Origin of the sequence: Bartonella sp. W8122, assembly GCF_016102485.1 — a bacterium.
Classification (GTDB): Bacteria; Pseudomonadota; Alphaproteobacteria; order Rhizobiales; family Rhizobiaceae; genus Bartonella; species Bartonella apihabitans.
Genome location: NZ_JACFOO010000001.1, coordinates 831,516 through 848,558, shown reverse-complemented (window position 1 = coordinate 848,558; position 17,043 = coordinate 831,516). Strand labels below are relative to the sequence as shown.

The 17,043-nt window shown below is 46.0% G+C and carries 15 protein-coding genes; 10 read left to right on the top strand and 5 right to left on the bottom strand.

The window, feature by feature from the left end:
* The first annotated feature begins 58 nt into the window (after positions 1-58).
* The 7 genes from trpS (at position 59) to fumC (ending at position 8,028) form a co-directional block, all read left to right on the top strand.
* Positions 59-1,126 carry a tryptophan--tRNA ligase gene (gene trpS / locus H3S83_RS03755; protein WP_198225226.1) on the top strand — a complete coding sequence of 356 codons (1,068 nt, stop codon included), beginning with the start codon at positions 59-61 and terminating at the stop codon, positions 1,124-1,126.
* 135 nt (positions 1,127-1,261) lie between these two features.
* Positions 1,262-2,338: an HWE histidine kinase domain-containing protein gene (locus H3S83_RS03750; RefSeq protein WP_370541329.1), complete on the top strand. Its 1,077-nt coding sequence runs from the start codon at positions 1,262-1,264 to the stop codon at positions 2,336-2,338.
* 6 nt (positions 2,339-2,344) lie between these two features.
* Entirely contained in the window at positions 2,345-2,836 is a 492-nt protein-coding gene (locus H3S83_RS03745; protein WP_077970458.1) for a universal stress protein, read from the top strand.
* A 168-nt stretch (positions 2,837-3,004) separates the two neighbouring features.
* Positions 3,005-3,580, top strand: coding sequence for a NifU family protein (locus tag H3S83_RS03740; RefSeq protein ID WP_198238965.1), 576 nt, complete (start codon positions 3,005-3,007; stop codon positions 3,578-3,580).
* A gap of 585 nt (positions 3,581-4,165) precedes the next feature.
* Positions 4,166-4,462 carry a co-chaperone GroES gene (gene groES / locus H3S83_RS03735; protein ID WP_075870318.1) on the top strand — a complete coding sequence of 99 codons (297 nt, stop codon included), beginning with the start codon at positions 4,166-4,168 and terminating at the stop codon, positions 4,460-4,462.
* Positions 4,463-4,523: 61 nt separating this feature from the next.
* Positions 4,524-6,158, top strand: a complete 1,635-nt coding sequence (gene groL / locus H3S83_RS03730) for a chaperonin GroEL (RefSeq protein WP_198238964.1) — start codon at positions 4,524-4,526, stop codon at positions 6,156-6,158.
* Positions 6,159-6,639: 481 nt separating this feature from the next.
* Positions 6,640-8,028: a class II fumarate hydratase gene (gene fumC / locus H3S83_RS03725; protein WP_198238963.1), complete on the top strand. Its 1,389-nt coding sequence runs from the start codon at positions 6,640-6,642 to the stop codon at positions 8,026-8,028.
* A gap of 333 nt (positions 8,029-8,361) precedes the next feature.
* Here fumC and H3S83_RS03720 read toward each other — a convergent pair whose 3' ends face one another.
* Both H3S83_RS03720 and H3S83_RS03715 read right to left on the bottom strand, forming a co-directional pair.
* Positions 8,362-9,705 carry a cation:dicarboxylate symporter family transporter gene (locus tag H3S83_RS03720; protein ID WP_198232566.1) on the bottom strand — a complete coding sequence of 448 codons (1,344 nt, stop codon included), beginning with the start codon at positions 9,703-9,705 and terminating at the stop codon, positions 8,362-8,364.
* Positions 9,706-9,982: 277 nt separating this feature from the next.
* Positions 9,983-11,332: an adenylosuccinate lyase family protein gene (locus tag H3S83_RS03715; RefSeq protein ID WP_198238962.1), complete on the bottom strand. Its 1,350-nt coding sequence runs from the start codon at positions 11,330-11,332 to the stop codon at positions 9,983-9,985.
* A gap of 287 nt (positions 11,333-11,619) precedes the next feature.
* Here H3S83_RS03715 and H3S83_RS03710 point away from each other — a divergent pair, with 287 nt between their 5' ends.
* Entirely contained in the window at positions 11,620-12,363 is a 744-nt protein-coding gene (locus H3S83_RS03710; RefSeq protein ID WP_198238961.1) for a GntR family transcriptional regulator, read from the top strand.
* A gap of 10 nt (positions 12,364-12,373) precedes the next feature.
* Here the strand turns inward: H3S83_RS03710 and H3S83_RS03705 are convergent, their stop codons facing one another.
* The gene (locus tag H3S83_RS03705) at positions 12,374-14,005 is read right to left on the bottom strand and encodes an alpha-D-glucose phosphate-specific phosphoglucomutase (protein ID WP_198238960.1); all 1,632 of its coding nucleotides are present in this window, start codon (positions 14,003-14,005) and stop codon (positions 12,374-12,376) included.
* 194 nt (positions 14,006-14,199) lie between these two features.
* Between H3S83_RS03705 and H3S83_RS03700 the strand changes: the two genes are divergently transcribed.
* Together H3S83_RS03700 and H3S83_RS11435 are read left to right on the top strand one after the other, a co-directional pair.
* Positions 14,200-14,730: a peroxiredoxin gene (locus H3S83_RS03700; RefSeq protein ID WP_077970451.1), complete on the top strand. Its 531-nt coding sequence runs from the start codon at positions 14,200-14,202 to the stop codon at positions 14,728-14,730.
* 57 nt (positions 14,731-14,787) lie between these two features.
* Entirely contained in the window at positions 14,788-14,985 is a 198-nt protein-coding gene (locus H3S83_RS11435; RefSeq protein WP_078039096.1) for a hypothetical protein, read from the top strand.
* A 206-nt stretch (positions 14,986-15,191) separates the two neighbouring features.
* Here the strand turns inward: H3S83_RS11435 and hisG are convergent, their stop codons facing one another.
* On the bottom strand, positions 15,192-15,893 hold the full coding sequence (gene hisG / locus H3S83_RS03690; protein ID WP_198238958.1) for an ATP phosphoribosyltransferase: 702 nt from the start codon (positions 15,891-15,893) through the stop codon (positions 15,192-15,194).
* Positions 15,894-15,895: 2 nt separating this feature from the next.
* Positions 15,896-17,035 carry an ATP phosphoribosyltransferase regulatory subunit gene (locus H3S83_RS03685; protein WP_198238957.1) on the bottom strand — a complete coding sequence of 380 codons (1,140 nt, stop codon included), beginning with the start codon at positions 17,033-17,035 and terminating at the stop codon, positions 15,896-15,898.
* Positions 17,036-17,043 lie beyond the last annotated feature (8 nt).

Sequence of the window (17,043 nt, the reverse complement as noted above, 5' to 3'; positions counted from 1 at the left end):
CAACAGAAAGCTTTGACAAAAACAGCTATAATTTTTTTGAAAGATCGGATTGTCTATTATGAGCACATTCAAACAACGTGTTTTTTCTGGAGTTCAAGCGACCGGAAATCTTCATCTGGGAAATTATCTCGGTGCGATCAAGCGTTGGGTTGAATTGCAAAAAGACTATGAATGTATCTATTGCGTTGTTGATATGCATGCACTCACTGTCAACCCCGATCCGCATGATTTGATGCGTTCAACGCGCGAAGTAACAGCAGCATTTCTGGCAGCCGGAATTGACCCGAAACACCACATTGTGTTCAACCAGTCCCGCGTTCATCAACATGCCGAACTTGCATGGATTTTCAATTGCGTTGCCCGCATCGGCTGGATGAACCGCATGACCCAGTTTAAAGACAAAGCGGGAAAAGATCGTGAAAATGCGTCTCTCGGCCTCTTTGCCTATCCGAGTTTGATGGCTGCCGACATTCTGGTTTATCGCGCCACAAAAGTCCCTGTCGGGGAAGACCAGAAACAGCACATCGAATTGACACGCGACATCGCACAAAAATTCAATAATGATTATTCCGAACGCATTGCCGAACTTGGCGTAGGTGTTGAAATGCAGGTCGGTGACGAGACCGTCAACGGTTTCTTTCCGCTCACTGAAGGTTTGATTGGCGGCTCCGCCACACGTGTCATGTCACTGCGTGACGGAACGAAAAAAATGTCGAAATCCGACCCATCCGATTTGTCGCGTATCAACCTCATCGACACGGCTGACGATATTTCCAAAAAAATCAAAAAGGCAAAAACCGATTCGGAGCCATTGCCTGACACTGTTGAGGGCCTGAACGACCGGCCGGAAGCCGATAACCTCGTAGGCATTTATGCAGCTCTTTCCGGTTGTGACAAAAAAGCCGTCATAAAAGAATTTGCCGGTAAACAGTTTTCCGAATTCAAACCTGCACTTGCAGATTTGGCTGTCAGCAAATTGTCACCGGTCACCGAAGAATTGCGCCGTCTCAATAACGAGCCTTCCTATATTGATCAAGTCTTGAGAGAAGGTGCGGAACGTGCGAGCGTTCTTGCCGAAGATACAATGAAACATGTGCGCGATATTGTGGGTTTCCTTCAAGGATGAGTTTCAAAACAATGATGATGAAGGTGCTTTAAATAAAAGCACCTTCATCTTGAAGTCCGCCGCCAAAAATAGTTTGCACAAAAAGCGAATTGCACTAAATTTGAAAATAGTGTCAATTTTCGATTGGAATATTGTGTGACGTTTTCTTTAAAAACCGAAAATAGAAAAACAGACAATAACAAGACTACCAAACCGGAGTTCCACGATAAGCTTGAAGGCGAGCGTTCCCGCTTTATTGCCGAAATCGATTTTTTAAAAGACCTTGTCCAGCAGGCACCGGGCTTTGTCATAGTTTTGCTCAACCGGGATCATCGTTTTTATCTTGTCAACAATGCTTTTATGGAACTTGTCGGTAGCAGAGAATTAATCGGGCGTACCGTCGCGGAAGCCATGCCGGAAATTCCCCGACAAGGCTTCATTGCTCTGCTTGATCAGGTTTGGGAAACGAAAGAGCCGTTCCGGGGGGCAAGTGTCCCGCTTCTCATTGAACGACCGGGCAGCGAAGAACCGGTTTTGCATTATGTCGATTTCATTCATCAACCGATCAAGAATAGCGATGGTGAGGTTATCGGTATCTATGTTCAGGGCATTGATATCACAGAACGCATCAATTTCGAAAACCAGTTACACATCCTCGCCGGCGAATCGGCTCACCGCGTTAAAAATATTCTGGCCATGGTCAATGCTGTGGTTTCCCAAACGCTCAAGAGCAGCTCCGATCTTGAAAGTGCGAGCGAAAAAGTGGGGGCAAGACTCAGAGCAATTGCCGAGGCGCAAAGCACTTTGAAAGAGGATAGCGGGAAAAAAAGCGACCTCAAGATACTTGTTGAAAATACTATGGCAGTTGCCATGGAAACTTATGGCAATATCAAAATCGATGGCCCCAAGGTCAATGTATCGGAAAAGGCGGCGCTGGCGCTTGCTTTAACGCTTCACGAGCTTATGACCAATGCGATCAAATATGGAGCGCTTTCGGTTGCCTCCGGTCATGTTTCGGTGAATTGGTCTCTCTCGAAAGACGGAATTATCAATCTGAAGTGGAGTGAAAGCGACGGGCCGGAAATTTCCTCCCATCATAAAAAGGGGTTCGGTTCAACACTGATTGAACGGAGTTTGAGCTATAATCCGCATAATGACGTGAAAATTGATTATGCGCCTAAGGGGCTGATATGCCATATTCAGCTTGCTCCCGATAATGCTGCCAGCAGGTGAACAGACATGTTATCAAAACGATTAAGTCGCCAATACGGTCATAAGCGAAAATTTCTGGCAATTATTGATGAGACACCGGAATGCCGCCGTGCTGTCGCCTATGCATCAAGGCGGGCAAAAAACACCGGCGGAAGGTTGATTTTGCTTTATGTGATCGACAGTTCGGAATTCCAGCATTTCCTTGGTGTTGGTGATATTATGCGCGCTGAATCCCATGAGCAGGCGCGCCAGACCTTATCGGCGATTTCTGCAGAGGTAAGGGAAAATCTCGGAATAGAGACGGAAACCAAAATTTGCGAGGGGCAAAAGGCTGCTGAAATCGTAAAGCTTATTGAAAGCGATCAGGATATTGCGGTTCTTGTGCTTGCGGCCGGCTCAGGTGCTGAAGGACCAGGGCCTCTTGTGCAGTCCATTGCGGCGAAGGGAAGCGCGTTTCCCATTCCTGTTACAATTATTCCCGATGGTTTGAGTGCGGAAGACATCGATTCCGTCGCCTGACCATTTTTTCCGCACGATTAGAAACAAAACTTTTCGTAAAAAGAAGCTCTTCACTGTAATATCATCTTGAAGGCCTGACTTGCCTCTTGAATTTTTGTTCCTTAAAGCAGCATATAAAGGTAATTGAATAATGCACCTTGCATGCCTTGACCATGAAAAGGAAATTATATGTTCATCCAGACAGAAACCACGCCCAATCCCGCAACACTAAAATTCCTGCCGGGTCGGGTTGTATTGGAAGAAGGCGTCGCCGAATTCCGTGACAAAGAAGACGCATCCGAACGTTCGCCTCTTGCTTCCAAACTTTTCGCTATTCCCGGTGTTACCGGTGTTTTCTTCGGCTATGATTTCATCACAGTCACAAAAGACAACACGGAATGGCAGCATCTGAAACCTGCAATATTGGGAACTATTATGGAACATTTCATGTCCAATAGTCCAATCATGGCAGCGCATGTCAATGATGTGCCCGACGTACCGGTCGGGGAAGAATTTTTCTCGGAAGAAGATAAAGATCTCGTCGACACAATCAAGGAACTTATCGAAACGCGGGTTCGCCCTGCTGTGGCCAATGATGGTGGTGATATCACGTTCCGCGGTTTCGAGCATGGTGTTGTTTATCTGAACATGCGGGGTGCCTGTTCCGGTTGTCCGGCTTCAACAGCAACCCTCAAACACGGGATAGAAAATCTTCTTCGCCATTTTGTTCCGGAAGTTGCAGGCGTCGAGGAATATCCCACCTGACGGATCCAGATTAAAGCGAATCCTGACAGTAGAAAGTCGAAAATATAACCATCGGATCAACTGTTCTTGTGAATAATTTGTTTTTTTAACCTTTCGCACAGTTTTTGAATCTTTCGCACGGGGAGAAAACAAATTCTATCAATGGCTGTTTTCGCCTCATTCAAGCGGCTATTCTGGCTCATAATGAAAAAGCCTGTTTCTTTCTTGACGCAGAGATAAAACATTAAAACGTGAGGTGAACGATTTTACGCCTCATCTCTTTAACACATTGATTCTTATATATTTGTTTCACATTTTTTGCTCCACGAAACAAACTTGATCGGGCCGCATTCTTCAAACGTTGCCCGATCTTTTTTAAGTCGATTTTCAACAACATGCGGCTTTTTGCGCGCGTCTTTTTGCCTTGAAGGCAAAAAGTTCCTAGAAGCCAATTCACTAAAAAATTAAAACCACCTTCTTGACATTATAGGGGGCAATTTTTATCTGTTCTCATGAGTTAGCACTCGGACATCGAGAGTGCTAATCGAGGAAATACCTCAACGAAATCGAGTTTAATTAAAGTTAAACATTTTAAGGGTTCAAGACATGGCAAAAACCAAATTCCGCCCATTACACGATCGCGTAGTCGTTCGTCGGGTTGAATCAGAAGAAAAAACCGCAGGTGGGATCATCATCCCAGATACAGCCAAAGAAAAGCCACAGGAAGGCGAAGTTCTCGCTGTAGGTCCGGGTGCACGTGATGAAAGCGGCAAGCTCGTTGCTCTTGACGTTAAAGCAGGCGACCGCGTTCTCTTTGGCAAATGGTCAGGAACGGAAGTCAAGCTTGATGGCGAAGACGTTCTGATTATGAAAGAATCCGACATTATGGGTATTCTCGGCTGATAGCCATTTTCCCATAAATTTTAAAAACAATTCCGGGATAATTCCCAAGGAGATATATTAAATGGCTGCAAAAGAAGTCAAATTTGGCCGCGACGCGCGTGAACGTATGTTGCGTGGTGTCGATATTCTCGCCAATGCCGTGAAAGTAACACTTGGTCCTAAGGGTCGTAACGTTGTCATCGACAAATCTTTTGGTGCTCCACGAATTACCAAAGACGGTGTTTCGGTTGCGAAAGAAATCGAACTTGAAGACAAGTTTGAAAATATGGGCGCACAGATGTTGCGCGAAGTTGCTTCCAAAACCAACGATATTGCCGGTGACGGTACCACAACAGCAACTGTTCTGGGGCAGGCAATTGTTCAGGAAGGCGCAAAAGCTGTTGCTGCCGGCATGAACCCGATGGATTTGAAGCGCGGTATTGATGCTGCTGTTAATGAAGTTGTCGAAAATCTTCTGAAAAAAGCAAAGAAGATCAAAACTTCTGCAGAAGTTGCTCAAGTTGGTACCATTTCAGCAAATGGCGAGACCGAAATCGGTAAAATGATTTCCGAAGCCATGCAGAAAGTTGGCAATGAAGGCGTTATCACAGTCGAAGAAGCAAAGACTGCCGATACAGAGCTTGAAGTTGTTGAAGGTATGCAGTTCGACCGCGGTTACCTTTCACCTTACTTCGTAACCAATACAGAAAAGATGATTGCCGATCTTGATGACCCTTACATCCTGATCCACGAAAAGAAACTTTCAAACTTGCAGGCTCTGCTTCCGGTTCTTGAAGCTGTTGTCCAGTCAAGCAAGCCTTTGCTTATCATTGCCGAGGATGTTGAAGGTGAAGCTTTGGCAACTCTCGTTGTCAACAAGTTGCGCGGCGGCTTGAAAATTGCTGCTGTCAAGGCTCCGGGCTTTGGTGATCGTCGTAAGGCAATGTTGGAAGATATCGCCATTCTGACATCCGGTCAGGTTATTTCCGACGATCTCGGCATCAAGCTTGAAAATGTCACACTCGACATGCTCGGTCGTGCAAAGAAAGTTACCGTTTCGAAAGAAAACACAACGATTGTTGACGGTGCTGGCAAGAAGCCTGAAATCAATGCACGTGTTAACCAGATCAAGGCCCAGATCGAAGAAACAACTTCCGATTATGACCGTGAAAAACTTCAGGAACGTCTTGCAAAATTGGCAGGCGGTGTTGCTGTTATCCGCGTTGGCGGTGCTACAGAAGTTGAAGTTAAAGAGAAAAAAGACCGCGTTGACGATGCTTTGAATGCAACCCGCGCCGCTGTTGAAGAAGGCATTGTTGCCGGTGGTGGCACTGCCCTGTTGCGCGCAGCAGCCGACATCAAGGTTAAAGGGACCAATTCCGATCAGGAAGCCGGTATCAATATTGTTCGTCGCGCTTTGCAGGCTCCTGCCCGTCAAATTGCTACCAACGCTGGCGATGAAGCTTCTATCGTTGTTGGTAAAATTCTTGAAAACAGGAGCGAAACATTCGGCTACAACACAGCCAATGGCCAATATGGCGATTTGATTGCTCTGGGCATTGTTGACCCTGTCAAGGTTGTCCGTTCTGCTCTGCAAAACGCTGCTTCCGTTGCCGGATTGTTGATCACAACTGAAGCCATGATTGCAGAATTGCCGAAGAAAGAGGCTCCAATGCCTGCAATGCCGGGCGGCGGCATGGGCGGCATGGACTTCTAATAAAGTCCTAGACAACATTAATGAACGGGCCTTCGGGCCCGTTTTTATTTTAAATCATAATAAAACGCGCGAATAACAAATTCGCCATTATTCTATCAGCGGCCAAGTTTTCAGCATTTCCGGATTTTAAAACGCGACAAAACAATTCATTGGACGCGGATATTCGACAAGCTGATTTAAAAATTATTCTTTTAACCGGAGATGGTTCCCGTCCATTTATCTTCCCCCTCTAAAAATCCGTTTTTATCTCGATAATTTGTTTTAGCGGCGGTTTTTGCCGCCGGAAGTCAAAATATCGGAAAAAAATCCGCCGGATTTTAACAATCCCGTTATGGTCATCTATGTTTTATTCCAAACTTCGTTTTTTCCTCACCAAAATATGTTTAAAAACACGTTCAAGAAATAGATCTGATCCTGTTTAAGGCCTTTTCTCATTGGCTCTCTTGGTCTATCGTCACGTCAACCACAGAGGAGTTTTATCATGGTAAAGACCCGCACAGAAACGGATACATTCGGTCCGATCGAGGTTCCTGCTGACCATTATTGGGGGGCACAAACAGAACGCTCTTTGCACAATTTCAAAATCGGCGGCGAAAGGCAGCCTCTCCCGCTCATTCACGCCTTGGGGCTTATCAAAAAAGCCGCAGCTACGGCCAATATGAAAGCTAAAAAGCTTTCGCCAGAGTTGGGAAAAGCAATTATTGCAGCAGCCGATGAAGTCATTGACGGCAAACTCGACGACAACTTTCCACTCGTCGTCTGGCAGACCGGTTCGGGTACGCAAACTAATATGAATGTCAATGAAGTCATTGCCAACCGTGCTATCGAGATGCTCGGCGGGGAAATGGGATCAAAAAAGCCTGTTCACCCCAATGACCACGTCAATATGAGCCAGTCATCAAACGACTCATTTCCGACAGCCATTCATATCTCGACAGCTTTAGAGACCATCAATAAACTTTTTCCGGCAATCGACCATCTTACGATCGCGTTGAAGGATAAGGAAAAAGAATTTTCCAAAATTATCAAAATCGGTCGCACCCACACACAGGATGCCACCCCGATTACGCTGGGACAGGAATTTTCAGGTTACCGTGCAGCGCTCGAACATAATAGAAAACGCATTGAAGCGGCACTGCAAGATGTTCTCAAACTTGCACAAGGTGGTACGGCAGTCGGTACCGGTTTGAATGCTCCGATTGGTTTCGACAAGGATTTCGTCGAAGCAGTGACCGACATTACAGGTGTTGCATTCGAAACCGCCGATAACAAATTCGAAGCTCTGGCAAGCCACGGCGCAATTACCAATTTCCACGGCAGTCTCAACGCCTTGGCGACCGATCTCTTCAAAATTGCCAATGATATCCGCTTTTTAGGCTCCGGCCCGCGCTGCGGACTTGGTGAATTGAGTTTGCCGGAAAACGAGCCCGGCTCTTCGATTATGCCTGGCAAAGTCAACCCGACCCAGTGCGAAGCGATGACTATGGTTGCTTGTCAGGTTTTTGGCAATGAAACCACGGTTACAGTTGCGGCAAGTCAGGGACATTTCGAGCTCAATGTCTATAAACCGGTTATCGCATTCAATGTTTTGCAATCCATCAAGATTTTGTCGGAATGCATGGTTTCTTTCGCAGATAATTGCGTCAAAGGCATCAAGGCCAATGAAGCACGCATCCATGATCTTCTCGAAAAATCCTTGATGCTGGTTACAGCACTTGCTCCGGCAATCGGATATGACAAAGCTGCAAAAATTGCGAAAACTGCTCATAAAAACGGTACAACACTGCGCGAAGAAGCTTTAAAGGCCGGTGTATCCGAGGCTGATTATAATCGTCTGGTCAAACCGGAAAATATGATCCATCCGAAATGAACCAGGCTGGTTTGATTTTGTTTAACCGGAACCGTGCAGGATTTTTCCCGCACGGTTTTTTCATAAAATATACATCATGCCGGATCAAGCAACATTGAAGGCAGGTTCATTTGTTACTTTTTATGTATAAATGCCTCAATCTTTGAAGATAGTATCTTTTCTCGAAGTCAATAGCGTTTCAAGAAACGAAATGCAGAAAAAATGCGCCATAGAAACTGAGGACTTCCTGTTTCTGGGAGTCTATTGATACCTTCAACAGCAAAAATTCTTGTAAACCTTAAGCCTAACTCTTAGCAAAGTGATTATTGAAGAGAGACCGCTTATGTTTACTTCCTAGTGTTCCTCAAACTTTTGATAGATCTCTGCTTCTACTCCTTTGGGATCACGATTGGCACGCTCGGCCTGCTTCGAATCAAACTCGCCACATATTTTAGCCGTGACGATCGCCGCTACACAGTTGCCTGTTACGTTACATGCGGCAACAGCCATGGACATGAACCGATAGACACCAAAAACGAGTGCCAAACCTTCTATGGGCAAAAAGCCCGAGGCCGTCACTGTGGCTGCAAAAACAACAAACGTTCCGCCTGACACGGTTGCTGCACCTTTGGAGGTGAGAAGCATAATGGCCATTAAACCTGCCAATTGTTCCCATGTCATGGGTGCATGATAAAGGTGGCTGATAAAGACAACACCCATGCTCATAAAGATGGATGTGCCATCAAGATTAAAGGCATATCCCGTAGGCATGACCAAACCGACAGTTTGTTTCGACGCCCCATAGCCAGGTAATTTTTCCAGAAATTTTGGCAAGACACTCTCTGATGAGGCTGTTCCCAGAACCACAATCAATTCATCTTTGATATAGCGCAATAGGCCGAAGAGGTTGATCTTGAACAGCGCGCAAATAGAACCCATAACAATGATGACAAAGGCTATTATTGCAAGATAGAAAGCAATGACCAACCAAGCCAAAGCAATCAGAATATCCGTACCATTCGCCCCCACGGCATAGGCGACGGCACCGAAGGTTCCGACGGGGGCTAACCGCATAATCAGATGGATAAACTCGAAAAATGCATCGGAGATTGCCGCTAGACCACGCTCGATAGGTGCCCGTTTTTCTTCCCTGAGGGATAGCAATGCCGCACCAAAAATGATCGAGATGACGAGCACTTGCAATAGCTCGCCTTGCGCAAAAGCTCCCACAAAATTTTCAGGAAATATGTTCAGGAAAAAATGCATGAATCCGGTATGGGATTGTGCAGCCTTTTGGGCTGCTGCCAATGCAGCTTTCGTCGCAGTTTCTGAAGCCGTGATTTCACCAACACCGAGGCCGACACCCGAAAGATAAGCACAGGCCAAACCAAACACGATGGCGATGGTTGAAACGATTTCAAAATAGATCAACGCCGTCAAACCGACTTTCCCCACCCTTTTGAAATCTCCCGCAGAAGCAATGCCCGCAACAATGGTCAAAAATACCAGCGGCGCAACAGCGGTCTTGATGAGACGCAGGAAAATATCGCCAAGTATTTTGAGTGAAACAGCCCATTCCGGAAAAATGAAACCTGCCACAGCTCCGAGAACCATGGCAACAATGACTTGAAAGCCCAAGCCTGTCCACAATGGCTTTTTGCTTTTATGGAGTACAATTGTACTCATATCCTCAACCATGAAACATATCTCCTCCGATATGTGTGTAAATTACGAATAACGATTTAGAAAACGTCTTGAGGTATCGGCATTTGCCCCTGATAGCATTTCCAACAAAAGCTCAATCGGCTTTTTTTCGAAGAATACTGTCAGGTGATGAAACCGGTGCCAATTATCAGCTCATATCAAGCGGGGTTTCTCACAAGCGTTTCTAAAAAGTGTGAAACGGGTTGCAGATCGAAACCGCATAAAACAAACAATGAGAGCAAAACCATAATTTGATGTGAAATGATCTGATCTAGATTTTTTTAAGCTTCAGCAGCCGGTCAACCATTTCGCCGCTCAGTCCCAAATAATTCTTTGGATCACAGGCCTGTTCGATAACGGCTGCACCACCGATGTCTGCGACAAGCTTCTTATTCTCTTTTAAGACATCCACCAAACGGCGCCTTTCCTCTATCGCCACCCGACAGGCATCATAGACGACATCATGGGCCTTCTGCCTGCCAATCTTGGGGGCAAGCGCCATCATCACCGCTTCACCGACAATCAGGCCATGCGTACGATAAAGGTTTTCATGCATGCGTTCGTCATGCACAACAAGGCCATTGAGCATATAATGGGCTTGGGCGAGCGCTGAAGAAGACAAAATGAAACTTTCCGGCAACGAAATCCATTCCAAATGCCAAGGGCCTGTCGCGCGTTCAAAATCCTGAATCATACCGTCAAGCCCGGCCGCAACATGCTGACGCACAGATTTGGCCACGGCAAGCATCAACTCGCATGCAATGGGGTTGCGCTTTTGCGGCATAGTTGAAGAGGCGCCGCGACCACGTACAAACGGTTCCGATAATTCGCCAAATTCGGTCGACGTCATCAACATGACGTCAGTAGCAATTTTAGCAAGCGAACCGGTGATCAGACCTAAAAACGTCAGTGTTTCGGCAATACCGTCACGGGCAACATGCCAAGTCATCTCCGGCTGAGCCAAACCGAGCTCATGGCAAAATTCCGCCTGAATTTTGAAACCATCCTTGCCAACTGATGCAAGTGTACCGGCAGCTCCGGCAAATTCCCCGAACAGGACACGTTTTTTTAATTGCTGCAAACGCTCCAGATGACGGTAAAACGGACTAAGCCAAACAGCAACCTTATAACCAAAGGTGATAGGCAAAGCCTGCTGCAAATGGGTACGTCCTGCCATCGGTGTATCACGATAGCGCAATGCCAGATTTTCTAAAACCTTGCAGATATTTGTCAGATCCGTTTCAACGATCTCCAGCGCATCACGAATCTGCAAAACATTGGCGGTATCCATAATGTCCTGAGTCGTTGCGCCCCAATGAACGTAGCCGCCGGCGGCGCCTGCCGCCTCGCTTAACTGATGAACCAAAGGCAAAATCGGATATCCGACAATGTCTGTTTCTTTGCGCAACCGTTCAAAATCTATCCGAATGGTTTTGGCCGCTACATCAATGGCCTTACCGGCTTCCGTCGGAATAATACCAAGCGTTGCCTGTGCCCGCGCCAAAGCGGCTTCAGCCTGCAAATAATAGCCGACGAGTTTTTCGTCGGAAAAAATTGTTCTCATAGACCCGGTACAGAACATGTCGCGAAACAAGATTGAATCAATAACGCTGCTTGCCATGGTTTCCTCCTCACTTTGTTCGTACAATAAATATTGTTCGTACAATGTCAAGTGAATCTATGCAATCTCCGGAATATTGTTACAAAGGTGTTAAGAACCTTCCGGAGCCTATCCGGTTCACGTCGGGCGTAAAATTGCTACAACGCTTTGTTTAATATAGATTATTATAGGATATGAGACGGTTACAGGATTGAGCCGGCGGAGCGATTATGCTGCTTATGTGCTTCAAACTCTTCGGAAATTGCACTATATCCAATGCATAGCTATAGACGCCAAAGGGGTTCTGCTTGAAACGATACGAGGAAATTCTCGAAAAGATCGCCGCCAGTATTCGTGAGGGCGTGTATCCTCTTGGTACGACTTTGCCGAGCGAACCTGAACTTGCAAAGAGAATGGGGGTTAGCAGATCCACTATACGTAATGCCTTGAGCGAGCTACAAAAACTTGGCCTCGTAACGCGCCGCCCTTCAACAGGAACCCGTGTAGAGGCCACCGATCCCAGACAGACGAATGCGGGATATGCCTACCGCATCGACTCGATCGAGGCACTTATTGCCTATGCATCAGCCATGCCACGCGAGATTTTAAAAATTGATGATGTCGTGGCAGACAATACGCTGGCAGACCTGATAGGCAGGCCCCCGGGCTCACGCTGGATTCACATTGCCCATTTACGGCGCACCAAAGAGGATCCACAAGCCACGCCGTTTTGCTGGACAGATGTTTATATTGACGGGCGATATAGCAAAATCATACGTGACAATTTACAAAATTACGATGGTGCACTATCCAACCTGATTGAAACCCACGCTGGACGCAGAGTGAGCGAGATCGAGCAGATCATCGAAGCCGATTTCATGCCTGAAAGCTTGACCGGTATATTCGGGGTAAAACCCAATTCTCCTGCTCTCAAGATACAGCGCCGTTATTATTTCACACCCAAAGAACTGATACAGTTTTCAGTCAGTTTTTATCCAGCCGGACGATATGCTTATACGTCGCGGCTGGTTCACGATGTTGGACAACGCTAGGCTTTTATCATCACGTAATAACGGACGGCTTATCACGCTGAAGCCGTTTTTTGAGGTCAACAAGCTCGTCGGCGGCAACAATCAAGGCAGCAAGTGCTTCTTGTGTGTTGTCATCCTGCTTCAGCGGATCCGCAACATAATGTTCCATATAAACGCGAACTGTTGCGCCCGATGTTCCGGTCCCTGACAGACGGTAGACGATGCGTCCGCCACCTTCAAAGAAAATCCGGATTCCCTGATGCTCGCTTACCGAGCCATCAATCGGATCATGGTATGAAAAATCATCTGCCTTGGCGATCGTTAGCCCTGCAACGTCGGTTCCGGCAAGTTTTCCAAGACGTGAGCGCAAATCTTCCATAAGAGCTTTTGCCGCGGTCTGGTCGACTTCCTCGTAATCATGACGTGTATAATAGGAACGCCCGAATTGTTGCCAATGTTGCTCGACAATTTCACTTACACTTTTACCGGTTGCTGCAAGCAGATTGAGCCAGAACAATATTGCCCACAAACCGTCTTTTTCACGCACGTGATTGGAACCCGTGCCAAAGCTTTCCTCACCGCAAAATGTTACCTTTCCGGCATCAAGCAAATTGCCGAAAAATTTCCAGCCTGTCGGTGTTTCATAAATGTTGAGACCGAGTTTTTTGGCCACATAATCGGCTGCAGCACTTGTCGGCATAGAGCGTGCAATGCCGGCAATACCATTGCGATAGCCCTTAACGAGCTTTGCATTGGCAGCAAGAATAGCAAGAGAATCGGATGGTGTGACAAACCGTTTCCAGCCGACAATCATATTACGGTCACCATCGCCATCGGATGCAGCTCCAAGATCAGGCCCGTCTTCAGACATCATCAATTCATAAAGATCATGGGCATGAACGAGATTGGGGTCGGGATGGCGCCCGCCGAAATCGGGAAGCGGTGTACCATTCACAACTGTTCCTTCCTTCATGCCCAGACGTTTCTCGAAAATTTCATGGGCATATGGACCGGTCACAGCATTCAATGCGTCAAAGCGGAATGTCAAACCGCCGGCAATTGCTTTGCGGATGAGGTCGAAATCGAACAATTCTCCCATCAGATTTGCATAATCGACAACCGGATCAATGACTTCGACAACCATTGAACCGACTTGCGTTTTTCCCAGTTTTGTAATGTCGATATCGCCACAATCTTCTATTTTATAAGACGTAATTTTTTTTGAAGATTCAAAAATTGCTTTTGTTACTTTTTCCGGTGCAGGACCGCCATTGGAAATATTGTATTTGATACCGAAATCGCCGGATGGACCGCCCGGATTATGACTTGCCGACAGAATAATGCCACCAAATGCTTTGTATTTGCGGATAAGATGGGAAGCGGCTGGTGTTGACAAAATGCCGTTCAGACCAACTTTGATATGGCCGACTTTGTTGCCGGCAGCCATTTTTAAAATTTTCTGGATAACTTCTTTATTAAAAAAACGCCCGTCGCCTCCAAGAATAAAAAGTTTCCCGGAAACATCACCAACGCTATTGAAAATAGATTGGATGAAATTTTCGACGTAATTCGGCTTTTGGAAAACTTTCACCTTCTTCCGCAATCCGGAAGTTCCAGGATTTTGATCATCGAAGGCAGTCGTAGAAATTGTCAAAATCGCCATATTCATCACCATATGTTCTTTACTGTGATCAATTTAAAGCGATTAACCAAAAATATCGAGTGTAAAATTATCAATCTTTCGGGGGCGAGCTTGCAAGTTAACGACCGATCTCTTACCTTTCTTATGTGAATTCCGGCTCACACTGCCTGCCTTATCGGACAGGCCGAAGGATATAAAAATACAGGAGCAAATTAATGATCGGACAAAAAGTTCCAAATGTAACATTTCATACGCGTGTACGTGATGAATCTATTGGGGGTTCAAACCCGTTCCGTTGGCAAGATGTCAACACAGACGAATATTTCAAGGGCAAGCGCGTAGTATTGTTCTCCTTGCCGGGCGCATTTACCCCAACATGCTCGACTTATCAGTTGCCGGATTTTGAAAAACTTTATCCGGAATTCAAAAAGCTTGGCATTGACGAAGTTTACTGCCTTGCTGTCAATGATGCCTTCGTTATGAATGCTTGGGGCAGACACAACAAATTGCAGCACATCAAGCTTATTCCTGATGGCAATGGCGAATTCACTCGTAAAATGGGTATGCTCGTCAACAAATCCAACTTGGGTTTCGGCATGCGTTCATGGCGTTATGCTGCTGTTGTCAAAGATGGTGTTGTTGAAAAATGGTTTGAGGAAAAAGGTTTCTCGGATAACTGCGAGACTGATCCTTATGGTGAATCTTCACCACAGAACATTTTGAAAGTCCTCAAGGGCGAAAAGTAATATCAATCAAGGCTCCTGCATATCTTGGCAGGAGCCTTTTTTATTCAAGAGGTCTATATGGGTATTTCGTTCAATCTTGACGCACAAACATTGACAGCTTTGCAAAATTTCCTGCGTGATAATCATAAGATTAAAAGCGAAGCTCAAGCTGTCGAGTTTTTTTTAAAAAAATCGCTTCAGGAATTGGGCTATTTGGGTCGAGAACCGGGTGTCGGGACGAGTCCGGACCGTTTAAACTCCAGCAATGACGACTAATCTCAAAGCCGATAATTCTGATCCGGCTTCAATAGAAAAACGCCGCATTAGATCGCGTTTTTTTGTTTTGCTGGTTGCAGCTGTCATCCTTGTGATATTACTTGTCTTCATGACATTTATATTTTTCGATATGGCAGGCATCGACGCTTTGGATGCTATCGTTTGATTTAAAAAAACAAGTTTCCGCAATCAATCTCGTTCAAATTTCAGTTTTGAGCGGGAACAATGTTGCCCAATTTTTTGATAACTTCTTGAACTTCAGTCTTCTCGCGGCTTCTCAATGCCGAAACGAGCGATGCCTGTGACTTCAATATAACCCCGTCTTCCAATATCTTGAGCTTATTTGCCCTGAGCGTCTCTCCGGTAGAGGTTATATCGACAATCATATCAGCCGAACCGGCCGCCGGTGCCCCTTCAGTTGCCCCGAGGCTTTCGACAATGCGATAGACCTGTATTCCGTGTTTTTGTGAAAAAAACTGCTGTGTCAAACGCCAGAATTTTGTTGCAATACGAAGCCGCCTTCCATGCCGTTGACGAAATTCGGCCGCAACGTCATCAAGGTCGGCCATTGTTACAACATCATGCCAGACAACAGGAACAGCAACCACCACATCGGCAAAGCCGAAACCGAGCGGAACTTCAACTTTTACTTTTGTTTCCGGATGAGCCAGTGTTTCGTTTATCAAATCTTGCCCTGTAACCCCGAGATCAACATTCCCGTAGCCAAGTTCGCGGGCAATTTCGGAAGCCGATAGAAAAAGAATATCGATATTCTTGTCATTGGCAACAGCCGCCCGATAGTTGCGGTCATTATCGGCAAGAACGATCTCATAACCGGCGGCTTTCAATGTTGCCAATGTCTTATCTTTAAGACGGCCTTTAGAGGGAAGTGCAAGTGTAATTGTCATAACTATTTCCCTTGCCCCTTTTGAAACCCGATTGTGCTTTTTTCATCTTTCATGAGCCTGTCAAGCCAAACCGAAAAACCGACAGCCGGTATCGGCCGATCGGCGCCCAGCATTGTCATCAAACGATTATAACGTCCACCACCAATGACGACATCACCACTACTCTTACGAATTTCAAAAACAAAACCAGTATAATAGTCAAGCGGGCGACCGAAAGCTGCGTCATATTCAACAGCTTCAAGCTTGATCCCTTTATTTAAAAAAGCGCGATTTCTTGCCTTGAACGGCATCAGAAACTGATCGCTCACCAATTCATATTTTTTCCCGAAATCGAAAAGTGCATCTTCCGCGTCATCAAGGGGCAAACGAATTGCCAAAAACTCTTCCAAAGCTTCGTGAACCGGTTTTGTGAGTTTTACTGAAGATAAAAGCTGTTTTTCCAACAGCCTTCTTGCAATTTCTGTCGGACTGCGTCCTGCCGACGGGGAAATGCCCGCATCAAGCATTTCTTCCTCTATGTAATTTGTCAATTCCGACTCATCTTGTGCTTCGACCAATTTCATAAGATTGTCCGGCAAGCTTTGTTCGCTTTTGGGTTCTGCCAGAATATGCAAAAGATCGCGTAATTGCTTGGCATTACCAAAACTGCGCAACAGCCTTTTTTGCCATGTCGGAACAAGCCCCAAGCCCTGAAGCACAGAAGCAAAAACATTCTGATCGCCCAGAAATATGGTATAGTCGATATTCGTCGATATATGCTGTAATAAGGCCGACGCATCATGAAGTGTGCGTGCATCGGCATTTGCCTCGTCGACATCTCCCAAATCTTCAATGCCTGCCTGATAAAAGCCGTTTTCGCCCGCGCGGCTCTGCCTGAAAACTTCGCCTATATAAGCATAGCGGCGTGGCGTTGTTGCACCTGTTTTAATATGCTCGATGCAGACAGGAATTGTAAATTCAGGCCGCAGGCACAGACTGTCACCATTTTCATTTTCGGTCATGAAAATGCGGCGGCGCAAATCTTCTCCTGCCATGTCCAAAAACGGTTCAGCCGGTTGCAAAATCGGAATTGAAACAGTTTGTAGATGATTATTGCCAAAAAATTCTCTGATTGCATTGGCTGTTATTTCACATCCGGTCATGTTTTTCC